15 protein-coding genes and 1 pseudogene are annotated in these 20,795 nt (G+C 39.3%); 13 read left to right on the forward strand and 3 right to left on the reverse strand.

The features are described 5' to 3' along the window. The first annotated feature begins 98 nt into the window (after positions 1-98). Entirely contained in the window at positions 99-731 is a 633-nt protein-coding gene (locus MKX36_RS11820; protein WP_340864727.1) for a GNAT family N-acetyltransferase, read from the forward strand. A 22-nt stretch (positions 732-753) separates the two neighbouring features. On the opposite strand, the gene MKX36_RS11825 is transcribed toward MKX36_RS11820, so the two are convergent. After that, positions 754-1,563: a MerR family transcriptional regulator gene (locus MKX36_RS11825; protein WP_016820922.1), complete on the reverse strand. Its 810-nt coding sequence runs from the start codon at positions 1,561-1,563 to the stop codon at positions 754-756. A gap of 340 nt (positions 1,564-1,903) precedes the next feature. Between MKX36_RS11825 and MKX36_RS11830 the strand changes: the two genes are divergently transcribed. The 6 genes from MKX36_RS11830 to MKX36_RS11855 all read left to right on the forward strand — a co-directional run bounded on the left by MKX36_RS11830 (position 1,904) and on the right by MKX36_RS11855 (position 10,570). Continuing rightward, positions 1,904-2,644 carry a LytR/AlgR family response regulator transcription factor gene (locus MKX36_RS11830; RefSeq protein WP_017426931.1) on the forward strand — a complete coding sequence of 247 codons (741 nt, stop codon included), beginning with the start codon at positions 1,904-1,906 and terminating at the stop codon, positions 2,642-2,644. A gap of 1 nt (position 2,645) precedes the next feature. Next, entirely contained in the window at positions 2,646-3,947 is a 1,302-nt protein-coding gene (locus tag MKX36_RS11835; protein WP_340864728.1) for an ATP-binding protein, read from the forward strand. A gap of 123 nt (positions 3,948-4,070) precedes the next feature. Continuing rightward, a complete protein-coding gene (locus MKX36_RS11840) occupies positions 4,071-6,113 on the forward strand; it encodes a serine hydrolase domain-containing protein (RefSeq protein ID WP_340864729.1) in 2,043 nt (680 codons plus the stop codon). A gap of 548 nt (positions 6,114-6,661) precedes the next feature. Beyond that, a complete protein-coding gene (locus tag MKX36_RS11845; RefSeq protein ID WP_025364896.1) occupies positions 6,662-7,645 on the forward strand; it encodes a LacI family DNA-binding transcriptional regulator in 984 nt (327 codons plus the stop codon). A 199-nt stretch (positions 7,646-7,844) separates the two neighbouring features. Beyond that, on the forward strand, positions 7,845-9,080 hold the full coding sequence (locus MKX36_RS11850) for an MFS transporter (RefSeq protein ID WP_340864730.1): 1,236 nt from the start codon (positions 7,845-7,847) through the stop codon (positions 9,078-9,080). An 11-nt stretch (positions 9,081-9,091) separates the two neighbouring features. Next, positions 9,092-10,570, forward strand: a complete 1,479-nt coding sequence (locus MKX36_RS11855; RefSeq protein ID WP_019687286.1) for a glycoside hydrolase family 32 protein — start codon at positions 9,092-9,094, stop codon at positions 10,568-10,570. A 312-nt stretch (positions 10,571-10,882) separates the two neighbouring features. On the opposite strand, the gene MKX36_RS11860 is transcribed toward MKX36_RS11855, so the two are convergent. After that, positions 10,883-11,896 (reverse strand): LacI family DNA-binding transcriptional regulator, encoded by a 1,014-nt coding sequence (locus MKX36_RS11860; RefSeq protein WP_080561166.1) that lies wholly within the window; start codon positions 11,894-11,896, stop codon positions 10,883-10,885. Between the two features lie 318 nt (positions 11,897-12,214). Here MKX36_RS11860 and MKX36_RS11865 point away from each other — a divergent pair, with 318 nt between their 5' ends. Then, a complete protein-coding gene (locus MKX36_RS11865; RefSeq protein ID WP_019687289.1) occupies positions 12,215-13,603 on the forward strand; it encodes an MFS transporter in 1,389 nt (462 codons plus the stop codon). A 775-nt stretch (positions 13,604-14,378) separates the two neighbouring features. Further along, on the forward strand, positions 14,379-14,615 hold the full coding sequence (locus MKX36_RS11870) for a hypothetical protein (protein ID WP_045245380.1): 237 nt from the start codon (positions 14,379-14,381) through the stop codon (positions 14,613-14,615). Between the two features lie 721 nt (positions 14,616-15,336). Here the strand turns inward: MKX36_RS11870 and MKX36_RS11875 are convergent. Next, positions 15,337-15,521, reverse strand: a pseudogene (locus MKX36_RS11875) (3-methyl-2-oxobutanoate hydroxymethyltransferase); the annotation flags it as partial. A 473-nt stretch (positions 15,522-15,994) separates the two neighbouring features. Between MKX36_RS11875 and MKX36_RS11880 the strand changes: the two are divergent. The 4 genes from MKX36_RS11880 to MKX36_RS11895 all read left to right on the forward strand — a co-directional run bounded on the left by MKX36_RS11880 (position 15,995) and on the right by MKX36_RS11895 (position 20,784). Beyond that, complete coding sequence (locus MKX36_RS11880) at positions 15,995-16,963, forward strand: LacI family DNA-binding transcriptional regulator (protein WP_025364902.1); 969 nt, start codon at positions 15,995-15,997, stop codon at positions 16,961-16,963. 207 nt (positions 16,964-17,170) lie between these two features. After that, complete coding sequence (locus MKX36_RS11885; protein WP_026065421.1) at positions 17,171-18,124, forward strand: ABC transporter permease; 954 nt, start codon at positions 17,171-17,173, stop codon at positions 18,122-18,124. Positions 18,125-18,137: 13 nt separating this feature from the next. After that, a complete protein-coding gene (locus MKX36_RS11890) occupies positions 18,138-19,034 on the forward strand; it encodes a carbohydrate ABC transporter permease (RefSeq protein WP_016820910.1) in 897 nt (298 codons plus the stop codon). A gap of 124 nt (positions 19,035-19,158) precedes the next feature. After that, on the forward strand, positions 19,159-20,784 hold the full coding sequence (locus tag MKX36_RS11895; RefSeq protein ID WP_330721080.1) for an ABC transporter substrate-binding protein: 1,626 nt from the start codon (positions 19,159-19,161) through the stop codon (positions 20,782-20,784). The last annotated feature ends 11 nt before the right edge of the window (positions 20,785-20,795 follow it).

The raw sequence follows: 20,795 nt of genomic DNA on the forward strand, positions 1-20,795 counted from the left end.
CTGTTGAAAAAGACACTGCATTAAATACTTGACTCTCCCCATTAGGGGAGACATTAAACTCAATTTGTAAGTTAATCGATTAAAAGGAGGAAGTCAAAATGAACTTAGATATTAGAGACATTAGAAAAGAGGATATAGAACCTATTAAATCTATTATCGCAGATACCTGGAACGCAAAGGATTTTATCGAGGATGACGGCATAATAAATGCAGCAGTTACAATGATGTTCATAAGTCCAATATTAAATAAAAGTACTTTTGGAAGAGTAGCTACATTAGATGGAGAAGTCATTGGTGTAATTTTTGGTTCAAGAGTTGGTGAAATAACATCTTATAGATTGTTACAAGAAGATTATATAAGTGAATTGCTACAACTCTTAAATCTAAATGACATCGAACGAAAAGTATTTGTTGAACTCACCTCTATGACTAATGAGGCATACAGCAAGTTAATTAGAGGAAAAGAAAATGAGTTTCAGGGGTGCTTAGAATTCTTTGCTGTTTCTGAAGGAGCTAGAGGAAAAAAGGTAGGGAAACAATTATTTAATGAGCTCATCTCTTACTTAAAAAATACAAAAACAAATAAAATTTATGTGTATACAGATACAATGAGTAACTATGGATTCTATGATCATAATGGATTTGTCCGTCTTGATGAAGAAGTAACTGTATTTAATCTACCTAACGGCAAACTCGAAAATACAAATTTTATTTATGAATACAAGCTATAAGCTAAAAGTCAGCCCACCTTATTTATAGGGTGGGCTTTAGACTAATTTGAAATTGAGAGAAATGATTATATTGATTAAAAACATCTGTCACTAGATAAAACATATAAACCTTATTACACGTCAAACTGTTTTTCTCCAAATATTCTTTTACTAATTGAAATGTTTCAATTTCAGTATCTCCCGTGCAATTAATAGTTAAATATTCTCCTTTTGATAATTTAGATACATTAAAGGTATCTTTAAGCAATCTATAATCATCTGATGTTATTAGACGAAATACATCACTGATTTTCCAATTATCATGGTGACATGAATAAATTAATCCATACTGAAACGTTTGGACTGCCAATTCGCCTAATTTTTCATCTAACTTATCGAATGACTTAATCTCATTAAGTTCTCCATCTTGAGTAGGTAAACTTAAAAAGTATCTGTCTTTAAATGTTTGAATATTAAATCCATTGTTCATAAGTTCATCTTCAGATGAATGGATAGCTGTCTTTAATATTTCTATTTGTTTATTAAGTTGCTCTAATTTCTTGATTTCTTTATGAATTTCTTCATTTTTCTGTTCCAAGTAAAATTTAAGGTAATTAGTATCGGCTTTAGCAAATAAAGCTTTAATTTCTTTAACACTTACATTACTTTGCTTACAAATTTTTATAATATCCAGATAGATGAATTGATTAATTGTATAATAGCGATAACCGTTTTCGGGATTAGTGTATGCAGGTATTAACAAACCAATATTATGATAATAACGTAAAGCTTTTATCGTAACATTTTTTAATCTAGAAACTTCCCCAATTGAAAAATACCTTTTATTATCCATAAATTCCTCCAATAAGTCTTATGTATGAAAGTCGTTCTCCTGATACATCAATTCCTATCTTCCTAATAAATCACAAGTTGTGTTCTTATTCAACGGGTCAAAATAGTCAAAACAGCAGCAAACCTCATTCCAGCGACATCGTCCGCAAACCGACCAACCTACGCAAGCCCTGATGGCAAAAAGGGAACGCCTAAGCATAGAGAACGAATAGCACACAATAAATCGCATTTAAGGGATTTGAATTTGCGTTTTATCCAAAAGCTATGTATAGAATATTAAAATATTGTATACTGTTCAGACTATACTTCCTTGCAACATGTAATGGGAAAGGGGGGCATTTATGTATAGAGTGGCTATTTGCGATGATGAGTACAAGCAAAGAGAGCTTGTTAAAAATATGCTGATCGCTTTATCAATCAAAACAAATATAGAATTTAAAGTTGAGTTATTCGACTCAGGAGAACAACTAGTATCTCATTATCAAAACCATGAGTCTCCATTCCATATCTTAATATTGGATGTTGAAATGAATGGCATGAACGGAATTCAAACCGCCCGAAAAATAAGGAGTTTAAATCACCTAGATGAACAGATTGTTTTTTTAACGAGCTACCCTGAATATATGGTGGAAAGTTTTGACGTAGTTACATTTCAATATTTAATAAAACCGATTGCTCCCTATATCTTTGAGGAAAAAATAATAAAGCTGTGTCAATATTTTCAAGCTCTCGATAAAAAATTCGTTATCATCAAGTCAGCTTATGAGGAAGTGCTTTTAAAATATGATGATATCATTAGTATTGAAGTGGCCAAAAGCTTGACCATAAAAAACAAGCTGCATTTTGTAACCTCTACACAAACCTATGATAGCAAAGGGATTCTTTCTGATTATGCATCAGCATTAAAGGAACATAATTTTTTGCAAATTCATCGTTCGATTATTATAAATTTAATTCATGTCAAAAAATTTGCTGGCGGTGATGTTCTGATGTCAAATGATGTAAAGTTGCCTATTGGACGTTCTAAAATAAAAGAAGTTAAAGATTTGTATACCAAATTTATGATTATGAAGATGCATTAATATGATGGCATATAACTACCTGTTTCTTAACCTATGTGTCGTACTGGTGATGTGCTTTCAGGTCAATTTTTATTTCAACTCGGTTTTTGATAAGTCCAGTCGAAAGCCGAACAGAACGATGTATTTCATTATTTTCGGGTTGTTGAACTTCTTATATTTAACTGTCTATCTGCCCCCTACGTTTTCCTCTATTTTGGCGTTATTTGTCATATTTAGCTTGGCTCAGTCTTATACCGTGGAAATAAAGACAAAGATCATTTTTTCCATTCTTTATGCTGTGTTGATCACCATCGTTAATCTTTTATCCCTGTATATTTTATATGCTGTAGACTCCGTTAAGATTAGCAACTTTAGTCATTTGAGTGGACAGGATCACTTGATATTTTCTAAGGTTATGCTACTCAGCTGTATTATCATGTTTGCTGTCATTCAGATTATACGGCTATTCGCCAAACGCAGAACCTTCCCTTTGCAGCATCGTTACTATTTTTTATTTTTAATCGTTCCCATCATAAGTATATACCAGGTTAATGTTTTATCTGTTTATAGTGAAAAGAATATGTATTATTTTGGCTCTATTATTGGCTTTATTTCTTTAAATGTTTTTATTATATACATCTTCGATAATGTTATTGAAAAATTCCAGTTAATGCATGAAAATGCTCAACTACAACATCAGATGGACTACCAAGATGCTAACTACGAAAAAACGGTTCACAGCTTCAAAAATATAAAAAGAATCATTCATGATACACATCAACAGTTTTTGTATATTGACGAATGTATCAAGAGAAATGAATTAGCTGAGGCGAGTGAACATATTAAGATCACATTAAATAAAATCGAAGGAGCCTATCAAAGGGTTAACACTGGTAATCTGGTTATAGATGCTCTTGTCACAAATAGTCTTAATATTGCTCAGGCCAATGGCATCAAGGTAGATACCCAGCTCAACTTATACTCACAGAAAGTAAATATTGAACGTTATGATTTATGTGTCGCTCTAGGGAATATGCTGGATAATGCCATAGAAGCATCTAAAAAGGTCAAGATTGCTGAGGACAGGTTCATTCTTATTAAAATACATTCTAATGAATCTGCGCTTTTCATTCATATTCTGAATCAAATGGAGAATGAAGTGGCCCATTTGCATAGTCAAAAATCAAACCCGGATATTCATGGTATTGGATTAACCAATATATCTAGAATATGTGACAAATATGGTGGTAACATGACCATTGAAACGAAAAATAAAGTATTCGATAATATGGTTTTATTACCATTTTATAAGGACATTCCTTAGACATTATGTTGTTTAGGGATTGTTTTTTACGTTTAAGGGTGTTTTTTTTTATAGAACCCTCGTTCGTTGTATGATCAGGTCAGTAATAAAGTCTGATGAAGCTATAAGAGGAGGAAATATGGAATGAAGAAAATAATAGCTGTGTTCGTTTCTGCTATGCTTTTTGTGCTGCCAATGACGAATACTTTTGCTCAAGGCACTCCTGAACCCATCAAGGAAAAGGCTCGCAGTCTGGCCTCAGAGCTGGTATCCAAATATGGTGCTAGCGGTGTGCAGTATGCCATTATGGACCATGGAAACATCGTATTATCGGATAGCGTGGGTGTAAAGAATAAAGCAACCAACGAGCCGATCACCAAAGATACGATGTTTGGTATAGGCTCTACAAGCAAAATGTATGTAGCTGCTGCAACGATGATGCTGGTGGATGCCCATAAGGTAGATATTGATCAGCCGCTCACAACATACATTAAGGACTTTACAATGGCCGACGAAAGGTACAAAAAAATTACACCGCGTATGCTGTTAAATCATTCGTCAGGCCTTTACGGCGCCCACTTAAAAAATAGTATGTTATTTAATGACAATGATACAAAAAATCATGATGAGCTCTTGCTAAGGTTGCAATCAGAAACTTTAAAATCAAACCCTGGCGAATATTCCGTATATACCAATGATGGATTTCAATTGCTCGAAATATTGGTTGAGCGGGTGAGCGGTCTAAGTTACACCGATTTCCTGGCAAAGCATATAAATACCCCTTTGGGTTTGAAATCTACCAAAACACCTCTCGATCAATTTGATAGACAACAGCTGTCCAAAACTTATTTTCCTGCGATTGAGGGGGCCTTACCGGTTGAAAATGCCAATGTCATCGGGACAGGGGGCTTATACTCCACCGCAGAAGAGGTGGCTATGTTTTCGGAGGTATTAACAGGGAACAGGCCTGATATTTTATCTGCACAATCGGCGAAGTCCATGCAAAGTCATGAATATCGAAAAGGAATATGGGTGCCTGAAGAGACAAACAGCTTTAATTATGGACTTGGTTGGGATGCGGTTCAGTTGGCACCGTTTAGTGATTACGGAATAACTGCGTTGTCCAAGGGTGGGGATACTGTTTTGTATCATTCTACTTTGATCACCATACCAGAGCATCATATTTCTATGGCTGTGCTTTCATCTGGAGGTTCTTCCATCCTGGATAGTATTTTTGCTTCTAATGTTTTATTGGAGCTTCTAAAAGATAAGGGCATCATTAAAGGCATTCTACCAGGTAAAACCTTTGAACCTCCTGTAAAAGTGGAAATGCCATCTGATTTACTTACTTATTCTGGATTATATGGCACTGTGGGTACAACCATCAATGTAGAAATTAAAAACGGAGAGCTTGAATTACCAGCTTTTCTGGATGGAATAGTCCCGGCGCAAAAATATGTGTATACAGGCAATGGAGAATTCAAAAGCAGTGATGGCAGTGTAGCCATAGGCTTTGACAAACAAAAAAATGGGAAAACGTATATTAAGGCTAACTTCTACGTAAACTTTCCGGGATTAGGTCAAATGGTTATGGTGACTTATGAATATCAAAAGCTGGATGCCAATCCTCTAAATACTACTGTTAAAAAGGCATGGGAACATAGAAACGGGAAAAATTATTATACCCTGGATGAAAAGATATCTTCTATTTTTTATTTGGCCCCATCATTTATAACGAAAAAAATATCCGTTGATCATGATGGATACGCAAGTGGTACTAAAATTGTGGATGAGAATAAAGCCGTTAATGCTGTTGAGATTCCTGTTATGAGTGGAAGAGATGCATTTGATTTGAATTTTACTACCAAGGATGGTTCAGAGTATTTAACCATAGATGGACAGTCCTACATCAGTGAGGATGCTATTAAACCTGTCCTGGGCGGGAAATCAGTGTACACCATACCATCGAATGGTCAAGTCACATGGTTTAAAATAGATAAAAACGTAGCCCATAAAACAATGACCGTTGATGTTCCAACAAGTGGAGGGTTCGCTGTCTATGATGAAAACGGAACGGTTGTAGATTTTTCAACTGCCAGCCATAACAAAACGGTTGTGCTGCCCAAAGGTGGCTTGATCGTTTTGGGTGGCAATGCAGGGGATAGATTTAAAATCAATTTGAATTAAGCGTGTAGCCGCTCCTGAAAAATTTAGGAGCGGCTATTATGATAGGATGAGTTCTTTATTTTGGATTGTGTGTTTTTTTGTCCCTTTTGCAGTAACACTTACCCCCACGAGGAAGTTACTATATTATGTGATATACTTCATTCCAGGATTTCTGAGGGGTGTTTTTTTTGTTTACTAATGTCCTGCGACAACGACTTTTACGAAATCACATGTGAGATTCTTTTCACTACGGTAAATTCACATATTAGTCCATATAAAATGAGAAAAATATCGGGGTGTATACACTTTAATAGATACATTTATCCATAACTCTCTAGATGATATTTCAACCAAGTTTATTCACCACCTCATACATACTACATAGTGTATACAATATTCTCGAGGAGAGACAGAAACATATATTATTGAAATATGATGAACAATAATGGTTAAAATGATGTCATTGCATATACAGCGCGGAATGATGAAGACATGTTTTTTCACGTTTAACAATGTTAAAATAATAGAATAATTGGAGACTTGGCATGGAGAGAAGGCAGGTTGAATCAATGAAACCAAAACTTAACGATGTTGCACAATTAGCTGGAGTTTCACCGACTACGGTTTCTCGCGTACTTAATAATCGTGGCTATATCAGTCAAGAAACGAAGGATCAAGTTCATAAAGCGATGCAGGAGCTAAATTATTTTCCTAATGATGTAGCTCGGTCATTATTTACTAAACGGACAAATCTGATTGGATTAATCATTCCAACTACGAGCAACCCATTTTTCGGAGAGCTGACTTTCCATATAGAGAATATTTGTGCGTCATTAGGCTATAAGCTGTTGCTATGTAACAGCTTAAATCAGCTGGATAAAGAAGAGTCTTATGTAGATATGCTTATGCGAAATCAAGTTGACGGTATTATCGTCGGTACACACAACCGAGGTATCGTAAATTATGAACAGAAGAATATTGCAGTCATTGCGATCGACCGTTTCCTATCCGATTCAATCCCAGTTGTAGGATCGGATAATTATATGGGTGGAAAACTGGCATCAGAGCTGCTTATTGAAAAGGGGTGCAAGCATATCTTACACATAAATGGCCCTGTTGAATTGGAAACACCAGCAAGTTTAAGAAGAAAAGCATATGAAGATGTGATGGAGCAGTATAGTCGAGAGGCAATTACCTATGAAGTACATGATCCCTTTCACCAACAGAATCACGATGAACCGATTAAACGCTTGCTCGATGAACATCCTGAAGTAGATGGATTGTTCGCGAGTAATGACATGGTGGCTGCGTCTTTTATTGCTGAAGCAAGAAGAAGAGGAAAACGGGTTCCTGAAGATATCCGCGTAATTGGGTATGACGGAACAGAAACAACCCGCAATCTTCTCCCTGAATTAACGACAATTCAGCAACCAATACAGGAGATCGCGAGATCTTCCATAGAGTTACTTATTAAAGAAATTGAAGGTGGATACAGTGATGTCCCGCGAGAAACCTATCTACCAGTGAAACTTATTAAAGCTAGTACAGCTTAATACAATTCCAACGTTTTTAGCATTGTGATATAAATTGGAGCTATCCTTATTAGAGTAATTGAAATCAAAGAGGAGAGCTCTTTTTCTTTCGAAAATATGTCAAGCGGTTGACATATGAAAGCGGTTGACATATAATCAGTCTGTAAATACGAAAGTGCTTTCATTTACATTAAATGTTCAACTAAGAGGAGCGTTCGATATGAGAAAGTCAAAGAGCATGTACTGGAAACTAAGTGCCTATTTCTTCTTTTTCTTCTTTACTTGGTCAGCAAGTTATTCATTGTTCTCCATCTGGCTAGGGCAAGAAATCAGTCTGAATGGTGCTGAAACAGGTGTTATCTTTACTGTAAACGCTATCTTTGCGCTATGTATGCAACCGCTTTATGGCTATATATCTGATAAAATCGGATTGAAGAAGCATATTTTATTTCTCATCAGTTCTTTGCTCTTATTTGTTGGTCCTTTCTATATCTTTATCTATGGGCCGTTACTTCAATACAATGTATTTCTCGGCGCCATTGTAGGTGGATTATACCTGGGTATTTCTTTTTTGGCAGGGATCGGAGCAATCGAATCTTATGTCGAGAAAATCAGCCGAAAATATGAATTTGAATACGGGAAATCTCGTATGTGGGGCTCGCTAGGTTGGGCAGCAGCAACATTTTTCGCTGGTCAGCTCTTCAATATCAACCCTAACATTAACTTCTGGATTGCATCAGTATCTGCTGTCATTCTGTTTATCATTATGATGACAATTAAAGTTGAGATGACAGATTCCGAGGTGGAGCAAGCAGAATCTGTTAACTTTAAGCAAATCGGATATTTGTTTGCAAATAAGAATTTATGGTTCTTCATTTTATATGTTCTTGGCGTTACCTGTATTTACAATGTGTATGACCAACAGTTCCCAAATTACTTTTCATCGACGTTCTCAACGGTTGCATTAGGCAATCAAGTTTATGGTTACTTAAATTCCCTACAAGTGTTCTTGGAAGCAGGCATGATGTTTTTAGCGCCTTTCATTGTCAACAAAATTGGAGCAAAAAAGGGTCTGATATTGGCAGGGTTCTTGATGGCGTTCCGGATCATGGGTTCAGGCTTAGTTATTGGACCTTATGGTATCTCAGCTATGAAATTGATTCACGCATTCGAACTGCCAATCATGCTGATTGCCGTATTTAAGTACTTGGCTGCTAATTTCGATACGCGTCTGTCTTCGATCTTGTATCTGGTGGGATTCCAGTTTATGAGTCAGGTAGGAGCTTCGATCTTCTCGCCAATCGCCGGTATGTCTTATGACATTAGAGGTTTTGCAAATACGTACGTGATTATGGGTGTATTCGTATTTGTCTTTACAACAATCTCAATCTTTACCTTAAAGAAAGAACCGAAAAATCTGGATCCCAAGCCTAACAAGCATATTGAAACAGCATAGGAGGAAGACAAATGAACACATATAATAACAATACGAAGCAAGCTGAGGAAGCATTGAAACAGGCAGAAGCAAAAATGAACAAGCGGTACCGGTTAGGTTATCATATTATGGCACCAGCAAACTGGATTAACGACCCCAATGGATTAATCCAATTTAAAGGTGAATATCACGCCTTCTATCAGCATCATCCTTATGATGAGAACTGGGGTCCAATGCATTGGGGTCACGTGAAGAGTAAAGACCTTGTACACTGGGAGCATTGTCCGATTGCATTAGCGCCTGGAGATGCATGTGACCTTGATGGCTGCTTCTCAGGAAGCGCAGTAGATAATAACGGCGAATTGACATTAATCTATACTGGCCATCACTATATTGATCAACCAAACAATATCTTTTTCCAAAATCAAAATGTGGCAGTAAGTACAGATGGCATTCATTTTACAAAACTAGGGCAGAATCCCGTAATCGCTGAACCTCCAACAGATAGCTCACAGCATTTCCGTGATCCGAAGGTATGGAAGCATGAGGATACATGGTACATGATCCTAGGTAACAGCACGAAAGAAGATCTGCCGCGTGTTATTCTATATACATCTCCTGATCTTAGAACTTGGACCTATCATGGTGTGCTTCTGCAGGGAGATAAGAATATGGGCTTCATGTGGGAGTGCCCTGATTTCTTTGAACTGAACGGTAAGCATATATTTATGTTCTCCCCGCAAGGCATTGATGCGCAAGGAGATAAGTACAATAATTTGTTCCAGACGGGATATTATGTTGGCGAATATAATTATGATAGTAATGAATATAAACATGGAGAGTTCATCGAGTTGGATAATGGTCATGACTTCTATGCGGTTCAAACTTTTCTAGATGATCAAGGTCGCCGCATTGCGATTGGTTGGATGGATATGTGGGAATCGGATATGCCGACGAAAGCAGACGGCTGGTCCGGAGCATTGACGATCCCACGTGTAATTACGCTGGGTGCCAATAATAAATTGCTGATGAACCCAGTAGAGGAAATGAAGTTGCTTCGTCAAAGCGAACATGTTTTGCACCAATATTGCGCTATTTCTGGAAGTTACTTGACGGAAGTTGAAGCGGATCTGCTTGAAGTGAAGGTCGTGTTCGACCTGACGAAGTCAAGTGCAGATCTGGTAGGCTTGAAGCTTCGCGGTACAGGTGAGGAGGAAACGGTTATCACTTATTCTATCCCGGGTCAGAAACTTATGCTTGATTGTTCTAAATCAGGCAAAAAGACGGATGGAGTACGTCAAACAGCCTTAAGTGCAGAGGGGCAACTGACGTTACATGTATATCTGGATCGCTCATCCATTGAAATATTTGCTAATGAAGGGCAAGCTACGATGACAAGTCGCATCTATTCGAGTGAAAAACTGCTAGGCATAGAACTCGTAACGGAGGGCGGAGAGGCTCTAGTAAATGAGTTGACATACTGGAAATTGAAAGATATTTGGCAAGCTTAATAACTCGAAGAAAAGGTTGCTTTCTGAGTCCTTGTATTGACTTAGAAAGCAACCTTTTCTTATTGATAGTTAATCTGACTGCTATCGAAAAGAAAATTGAATACGAGCGAGTCTGGCAATAGCGACTTTCCCCGGAAATGCCCATCTACATGATAGCCAATTTTAAACCGAGCCTGGTTTCTGCGTATCTCCAATCATGCCCTTTTGCGAAAAAGTCTGCAAGAGAACGTTTCCATTATTCGGCGTTGGATTCGCTGAAAAGACCACCCCTGCCGGTTTAGCATTTCCCGCAACCCGTAGGAGCATCAAAGGTTAGGATACTCCAAGTTTTGTACTGCTGTCCCGAATTTCTAACTGATGAGATATGGACCAGTGGACAGCCGCCAATTCTTCTCCTCTAATAAGCTTAATGAGATTGCGGGCGGCGACCATGCCAAGTTCGGATGCTGAATATCGGACAGTTGACAATTTAGGCCGGATTATTGTAGCCATGTCAATGTCGTCAAATCCGAAGAAAGAGACCTGTTCAGGTATTTTCACCCCATTTTCAGCCAGAAAGTTCATAGCGCCTATGGCAACTCGGTCCGTTGCGCAGAACACCGCACTAGGCAGTGGGCCTGAATGATAAAGTTTTCTCATAGAGGTTATGCCATCTTCAACTGAAAAGCCGCTTTCCAACACACGTTCGGGGCGTACTGGCAGGTGAGCGGCCTTCAATGCCTGTTCATAGCCCAAAAAACGCTGATTGCTCACTGAAATATCCCCCGCTGGTCCCTGCAGCATCGCGATATCCTGATGACCCTGCTGTATTAGATAAGTTACCGCTTCAAAAGCAGCCGTTATGTTGTCAACATGCACGGAAGGAATGGTTTGGTCTCGGAAATCCCGTCCGACAAGGATGCAGGGAATTCCCGCCGCTTCAATGAGTGCGAATAGCGCATCCCGGATTCCGCTTACCGATATAATAATTCCGCTCGCCTGCATTTCACGGAACATATTGTAATAGTGTAATTCAGAGTCCGCGTCTCCCCCTGACAAGGCGATTATGACATCAAAGCCGTATAGATGCGCTACTTGATTGATGCCTTCAACCATGTCATCAAAAACGTTGTTTTTAATCGCGGGCAGAAGTACCCCAATCAAAGATGTATTATTCTTTACCAATGTCCGTGCTATGGCATTTGGACGGAATTGAGTGGCTTCAAGAACATCCAGAACTCGTTTGCGTATTTCACTGTTGACCGTCTGGCTATTATTGATCACTCTGGAAACTGTAGAAATGGAGACGTTGGCCATTCGAGCCACATCTTTTATAGTCATTTTCATTGTACACACCGACTTTCAAGCAAGTATTTATTTAGAAAATAGGTTCTCAAAGTGGATTGAATTTATTATATCAGTTTATTGAATTGTTTATTGAGTTTAACAAAGATTCTAGAGTAAAGAAAGCGCTTGACCTTGGTTTATAAGGAGAGTATAATCAACTCCGGAAAACGTTTTCTAGTATTTTTTGGACGAACATAGTTGTTTTTACCAATAATCGGCTGGATTCAGAGTATTTCAGCTTGTATTTTTGATAATTAAGAAAACGTTTTCTTAATAACCTTGAATTGTAGAGAATAACAAGGGAAAAGGAGCATGAGCATGAGAAGTTCAAGCGATATTGTTGTAAGGGGAAATGAGGCTTCAGTGCAAACCGGTTCAATTATTACGCTGAAAGAAAAAATTGGTTATGGATTCGGTGATTTTGCCAGCCAGTTGCTGTTTGCCGCCGCAATGACTTTTCTGTCCTACTTTTACACAGATGTAATCGGGATCAGCGCTGGGGTCATTGGTACTTTAATGCTAGTTGCACGCGTACTGGATGCGTTTATTGATGTCGCGATTGGGGCTTTGATCGATAAAACGAAGAGCAGACACGGGAAGGCACGTCCTTGGTTACTGTGGATGTCCGGGCCATTTGCATTGTCTGGAATTCTCTTGTTCACGGTTCCAAGTGGAAATATGACGATCACTATTCTATACATTTACGTTACCTATCTGCTGATGAACTTTATTTATTCCAGCATTAATGTCCCTTATGGTGTGCTTAATTCCATGATAACGCAGGATTCTTACCAGCGTTCTCTGCTTAATATTTTTCGTATGAGTCTGGCGAATATTGGTGCCTTGCTAATTAATTATTTCACCCTCCCGTTAGTGAAGTCATTCGGCGGCGGTCAAAAAGGGTGGATTTTCACCTTTATTATATTTGGCTTGCTCGGAACCTTCTTATTTCTTGTTACCTTCTTCAGTACCAAAGAAAGGGTTACTCCATCTGTTGTACAAAAGCCAATTCCGTTTGGACGCGCTTTTGGAGCGCTGATGCGTAATAAGTATTGGAAATTGATCCTTGGGTTTGCTGTGGTCTATTTTATAAATAACGCACTGGGCACAGGTATGAATATTTACTACGCACGTTATGTGTTAAAAGACGCCAATCTGATTGGAGTGCTCGGCATATCCTTACTGCTTCCTTCCCTGCTTGGTTATATGCTATTGCCCCCCATCGTCAAGCGGATCGGTAAACGAAATTCCTCCATTATCGGAAGTATCCTCCTTATTGTCGGGTCGCTTGTCATTGCCGTCAGTCCCACAAGTCTGATGGCGGTCTGTCTGGGACTCGTTATTAAAGCGCTTGGACATGCCGCTATTCTCGGAACCTTCTTTGCCATGTTGGCAGATACCATTGAGTATGGCGAATGGAAGACAGGGATGCGCACCGAAGGACTGGTGTACAGTGCGGGTAGTTTCGGCACAAAAGCGGGAGGCGGTTTGGGAGCGGCACTTATCGGTTGGGGGCTGGCATTGGGAGGATATGCTGGTGGACAAGCTACAATCAGTGCTACTGCGCTAGCGTCTATTCATTTCATGTTTATCTACGTTCCAATTATCTTGGCTCTCCTGCAAATCTTATTGCTGGTATTTTACAATCTAGATAAATTATTTCCGGGTATTGTCAAAGAGCTTGAATTCTTAAAAAACGCTGAATAGCTACTTGGTAAATAAGGTAGCCCATGAATGAACTCACCCTATTGTTGAAGTGACTAGCAGTAGGGCAGTTCAAGAGGGGCTGCTTTTTTCATTGAAGTAATGGGCAGTATTATTCAGTGGGAGACAAATTAAAATGGCTATTCCCCGATCGGGCATATAATTATTTACTAACTATAAGTTAGAATCTCTTCTAATCCATTTCATAAGGATTTTATCTTCATATAGGCAAGGTGGGCACCGTGATCCTTAGGTCTTTGAGTCAATGTCCATTCTATGCAGATTGACACGACCACACCACACAATGCGTTGTACTTTTAAGTATATGATTAATTAAGGAGATGCTTAATTGGTTGCCATACACTCAGCCTCGCAGAAACATCCTGTAAAGGCTGTCACAGGGGGCCGCTATAATCGGGGAGGTCGCCGAGCACCTCAAGATAAGACCACCTGCGATCTCCAAACCCCTCAAAGTCTGGAGCGAGGAACGTACAGTAAAAGCTCAATGTGGGACTCTCCCCTTTGAAATATGTTGGATATATTGATGCGTCGATAGATGCAATCAAGAAGATAGAATTGTTCGATTATTGAATATTTGGATAGCGGCTAACCAATATGGAATAGACGTAACCAGTATAATTGAACGTTTTTAAAACAGACATTGCTCAATCAGGGTATTATAGAGATCATTCTAAACATTTGATGTATTTACTGGTAAGTTATCACACACTAAATAATGAGACTTTGCAGCTACATTAAGCCAGGGAAGAGTTATGTAGTGCAACTATTTGGAAGAGGATATAGTGATACACGGCGACCAAGTAAGGAGAAGACATCAAGGTTAAAGGAACTTAATCCTTTCGGAGCAGTAAGGACCTACTATATTGTAATCGATAATTTGTTCTCGATTTTAACTTTAGCTATGGTAGGTGTTGTAGGTACAGGTGCAGCTTCAGAAAATAAAACTAATGGAAACAAGATAATTTCTCAAAAATCGGGGGAAGTGCAACAGTAAGAGAAGCATTTAGTGCCCCTAAAGGCTGGGGTCATGTTAAACTTTGTATGAAGAACCATTCTGATCATCCAGTAAAGGTAAGTTTAACTCATGGCGGTTAAAACAAACTATATATTAAAGATTAGTAATCGTTCCCCACGACATAGTGACTTGGAAATCTACTGACCAAGGTTTTAGCGACGATTTGCGATCTGGAGACTACATACCTCAATGGAGAGGCAGCAGTGATTATAAAGTTGACGGGGAAACATGGGGAGTAGCTGGCTCAAAGTCTGAAAATGAATAGATGCTAATAAGTGCTTCTGAATCAGTGTAAACCCGGATAAAAAGGGGATATGCAAAAAAACAAAACAAGGGCCGAAAAGAATTAGATCGGAATCTCCCGTGAATTTATAGAGCTCTCAGTAACAAGATTCTATACCAAGCTTCTCGGGACTTAATAATCAAGCCGATTAAATTAAACCGAGACAGTTACTTTAATTCTCGGATGATGTCGATAGTTCAAAACTCAAAATCTTCAAAGTTATAAGTCGAGGCAACTTTGTATAACATAATAAAGACACAAAAATGGATTTAACGATTGATATTGTTGGACAAACTTAGCAACTCGCTCAACACCATAACCCAAAATATCATGATATAACAAGAACTTGGGGCATCTACATTTACCCCAGCACCGATACCAATCACCGGGATCGAAAGGACCTGTATGTTCGATAACTACTGCTTTGGTATGATGAATCATATCTTCGAGTGTCACTGGGATAGTTGAATCGTAACCAAGAACCACCATTCCAAGCGAATCCCCAACCAAGATGACGTCAACACCGGCTTGTTCTGCTTTGCAGACGGATAGGCATAAGCTGTTAACATGACGATCTTTTCATTGTTTTGCTTCATTTTCATAAAATCTGTCGTTTGCTTCAAATTAACTCCTCCAAGGACGCTCCCGAGCCTTCGCTTGGGCTCTGTCCATCTCGTTATATTCAATTTCCAATTAATAATTTAAGAACATACGCGAGTAGCATGTAGTTCTTTAAAAAGATACATAAATTAATCTAAGCACTAAGAAAACACTTTATTTTTTGCTGACATCAAGAAGGCCTTTGCTTTCGAGGCTTTAAGAAAGGTTCGCGTTCTATTACCTTTTACAGAGAGACTTCAGAAAGGAAGTACCCGGACTCGTCCTTCTAACGGACATCACCTATTTACCCTATGGCAGCTCTGTCACTTGGCTTATCATGTTTCTGACCAGTTTACACTTGATTTAGCTACATACGGGCTAGGCAATAAAAAAGTCAAAAAAAGTGCTTCAAAGATTATTGAAACGTTTCCAATTTCGTGCTATTATGATTTTCATAAGAGAGAGGGGGGGCTAAATGCCAAGTATTAAAGATGTAGCTAACCTGGCTGGCGTAGCTGTGGGAACTGTTTCCCGTGTTATTAACAACTCGGGCTCTGTAAAACCAAATACACGCCAAAAAGTGGAAAAAGCTATACAAGAATTGAATTATATCCCTAATGAAGTCGCTCGAAATTTTAAGATGAGGAAATCCAAGATGGTAGCCTTGCTGCTTCCAAGTATCTGGAATCCTTTTTTTTCTGAACTGGCTTATTACATTGAGGATGAGTTGGATCGGGAAGGCTTTAAGCTCATGCTATGTAATAGCGGTGGTAAGCCCGAAAAGGAACTGTATTATCTAGATATGCTACGGCAAAATAAAGTGGCTGGTATTATCGGCATTACTTACAATGATATTGAGAATAGCGTAAGCAATGACATTCCGATTGTAAGTATTGACAGACACTTTAGCAAAAAAATTACCTGTGTGACCTCGGATAATTATAAGGGAGGGCGTATGGCTTTAAGGGAACTTATTAAAGCGGGAGCCCAGAGACCGGCTTTTATAGGAAGTGTAACTTCCGTATTTAGTGAAACCATGAATCGAAGAAAAGGTTTCATTGATGAGGCGAAAAAATTAGGTGTCGACTATGTGATATACGAGAAACCAGACCCTATTGTGAACGACGATGCCTATTTTAGCGAATTTCTACATAAGTATCAGGATGTGGACGGCATTTTCGCTATTACCGATATGTTAGCCGCCAAATATATAGAAAGAGTAGGCAAGCAGGGTATTCGCGTTCCAGAGGATGTAAAGGTCATCGGTTACGACGGCATTCAGAATCATCCTTATTTTCATCCGATATTGTCCACAATCAGGCAGCCAGTGGAGGAAATGGCACGTATGACAATCAGACTGCTGTATCAAAAGATGGATGGTATAACTTTAGATCAGCAAGTGTATCGTCTCCCCGTTATCTTCAGGCAAGGCGAAACTACATGATCTTAATTGTAAAGATATTAGCTCATTCAGTTGGATCTCAGTTTGGATCTGCAAACTCGGCATTTTTTTTATAATAAATTGGAAACGTTTCATTTGGAGATCAAAGGAATAAGTCTGGATCAACAGATGCTTCGTCTTCCCGTTTTTTTAAAGTAAATTGGAAACGTTTCAAAAATGAAAATATCCGATGTCAAGAAAGGGAGTGTAATGGTGAATACAAGAATTAGCGAGTTAGATCATTCTACGATCAAGCCAAATCGCAAAATATGGAACCAGATCAAACGTGATTATGAACTGTATTTGTTTTTGCTGCCAATCATTATTATTTATCTCGTATTTAAATACTATCCGATGTATGGAATACAAATTGCTTTTAAGGATTTTTCACCAAGTCGGGGAATCTGGGGAAGCGAGTGGGTGGGCTTTAAGCACTTTATTGATTTTTTCGATTCCTATAACTTCTGGACGATCATGACTAATACGCTTACACTCAGTGCTCTATCGCTTGTATTTAGCTTCCCAGCTCCGATTATTATAGCGATTATGCTCAATCAGATGCTGGCCAAGAGATACAAGAAAATTGTACAGACTGTAATTTATGCACCGCACTTTATTTCTACCGTAGTGCTCGTTGGTATGCTTAATGTTTTTCTGTCTCCAAACAGCGGAATTGTGAATCACATCATCACTTGGTTTGGAGGGGACCCCATTATGTTTTTGGCCGACGAAGGGTGGTTCCGTCCTTTGTATATATTATCAGGGGTTTGGCAAGAGACAGGTTTTGCTACCATCATTTACCTTGCAGCTCTGGCAGGGGTCAATCCGGAATTGCATGAAGCGGCGATCATGGATGGAGCAAGCAAATGGAAGCGCGTAATGCATGTGGATATTCCAAGCATTTTGCCGACGATCGTCATCTTATTGATTCTCGCACTCGGCAACATTATGGGCATCGGTTTTGAAAAGGCTTTCCTTATGCAGAACGATTTGAATTATGCCACCTCCAATATTATTCCGACCTATGTTTATGAAATTGGGATTCAAAAAGCACAATACAGCTTTTCTACAGCAGTTGGCCTGTTTAATTCAGTTGTAAATATTATCCTGATAGTCACCGTCAACCGGATCGCAAAAAAATTGACGGAAACCAGCCTGTGGTAAGGGGGAGATCAATTTGAATCAATTATTAAAGAGAAAAAGTAAGGGAGACTTATGGTTTGACATCATCAACTACGTCATGCTGACCATAGTTATGTTGCTTGTATTATTCCCGCTGTATTTTGTATTGATTGCTTCACTCAGTGACCCCAATCTCATCTACTCAGGTGAAGTATGGTTCTTTCCAAAGGGTTTTACGCTGGATGGATACGGGCGAATATTCAGCGATTCATCTATATGGATTGGATATGCCAATTCGATCTTATATGCGAGTCTAGGAACATTAATCGGAGTTGCCGTGACCGTATGTGCAGCTTACCCGTTAGCTCGTAAAGGAATGGCAGGAAAGTCGGTGATAATGTGGTTTTTACTGATCTCCATGTTTTTTAGTGGGGGGTTGATCCCGACCTATTTGCTGATTAAAGATCTTCACATGCTGAATACGATCTGGGCACTGGTTATTCCTGGAGCAGGAGGTGTGTTCAATGTCATTATCGTAAGGACTTTTTTTCAGTCGACCATCCCTGATGAAATGTGGGAGGCCGCTTCCATTGATGGTTGTTCCAATACCAGATTTTTTTGGAGCATCGTATTACCTTTGTCTAAGTCCGTTATAGCCGTAATGGTACTGTATCATGTTGTCGGGTTCTGGAATGGTTTCTTTGACGCTTTGATTTACTTGAACGATGAAAGCAAGTATCCATTACAACTGGTCCTTCGCAACATTCTTGTCCAGAATCAGGCCAACTCGAGCATGATGATCGACGTGGAATCCTACGCAGCGAAGATGCGCGTTACAGAGCTTATCAAATATGGTGTCATCATGGTATCCAGCCTACCGTTGCTGATTTTGTATCCTTTCCTGCAAAAATACTTTGTTAAAGGCGTGATGATCGGCTCGATCAAAGGCTAACATTGTCAGGGTGCCTGAAAGGGGGAATGTGCAACAGAATACCTAAATTCAGCATTCAGACAAGTAAATAACAAGGACAAGGGAAGTTCTCAGCTTGTGGACTGACATAAGGAGGTTATGTACGATGAAATTATTCAAAAGGGCTGGAATGCTAATGCTGGCTGGAGTGTTTGCTCTTAGCGGATGTTCGGGAGGCGGTGGCGAATCAAAAAATCAGACGGTGAATCCGGATCAGGATGCGAATTTTAATAAAACCGGTCTTCCGATTGTTAAAGAAGCGGTGACATTAAAGATGGTATCCCCAAAAGCTGCTTTAGCGCCAGATTACTCAAAAATGGAAATATTTAAGCGGCTGGAAAAACAAACAAACATAAAAATTGATTGGGGAAACATTCCAGACACTGACTTTGCAGAGAAGAAAAATTTGTTGTTGGCCAGCGGAGATTTGCCAGATGCCTTTTACGGAGCCGGATTCACAGATTACGAGCTAATCAATTACGGTAAAGACGGAACCATTATTCCGCTGGAGAATTTGATTGATAAATATGCGCCTAATTTGAAAGCGCTTCTCGATCGTCGGCCTGACATTAAACTAGCCATCACAGCACCAGACGGTCACATCTATGGGCTGCCGTCGTGGGAAGAGAATAAGCTCGATACCAACCCCTTCTTTCACGTCATCAATAAAAATTGGCTCGATAAATTGGGTTTAAAAGTACCTCAAACGTTGGACGAATACACGCAGGCTTTGATTGCCTTTAAAACGAAGGATCCGAACGGCAATGGCAAGGCTGATGAAATCCCATTAAGCTTTATGCACATGCAGTGGTGTAGTGACATTGCTGGCATATTCGGAGCTTTCGGTCTTCCGGATAATTTGGAACATCGGATCGTCCGCGAAGGTAAAGTGATCTTTACCGCTTCGCAACCTCAATTTAAGGAAGCATTAAAATATATTCATGATAACTGGTATAAGCAGGGGCTGATTGACCCTGAATCGTTTACCCAGGATGCCGCTCAGTATTTAGCAAAAGGCAAAACACCAGATGAAACGCTCGGCTCCTACGTTTGGTGGGAAGTCGAAGAAGTTGTCGGACCGGAGCGTAGTAAGGATTATGCTCTGCTGCCCCCGCTTAAAGGCCCAAATGGAGATCAAATGATTGGTCGCAACAACGGCGGAGGACCGGGACGAGGTAGCTTCGTGATTACAAATGAGAACCGTTATCCGGCAATGACGATGCGTTGGATCGATCAACAGTATGACCCTTACATGGCGGCTCAAATTCACTGGGGTCCGTTGGATTTCGTATTCAAGAAGGACGAAAAAGGAAAATTGGTGAACCTGCCGCTTCCCAAGGGAGTCTCCGCAGGTGAATTCCGTCAAAAAGTGGCTCCAGGCACAGGGAATCCGGGCGTCATTACTTTCGATGACTTCGGAAAAGTTGTTGATATGGAACCCCGAGCTCAGAAGCGTGCTGAGTATTTGGAGAAATATTACACTCCATATATGAAAAAGGAAAACTATCCGAGCATCTTCTTTGAACCGGATGAACTAGATAAAATCAATCGGATTGAGCCTGAACTTATTAAATATGTAAATACCCAAAGAGGCAAGTTCATCGTCGATGGCGAGGTAGACGAAAAGTGGGACAGCTATGTGAAGACACTCGAGAAGATGGGGCTGAACGAATTAATGGAGATCTATCAAAAAGGGCTGGACCGTTATAATGCAAATTTAATAAATAAATAATCAAACGATAG

The organism is Paenibacillus sp. FSL W8-0439, from assembly GCF_038008995.1.
In the GTDB taxonomy this organism is placed as follows: Bacteria; Bacillota; Bacilli; order Paenibacillales; family Paenibacillaceae; genus Paenibacillus; species Paenibacillus polymyxa.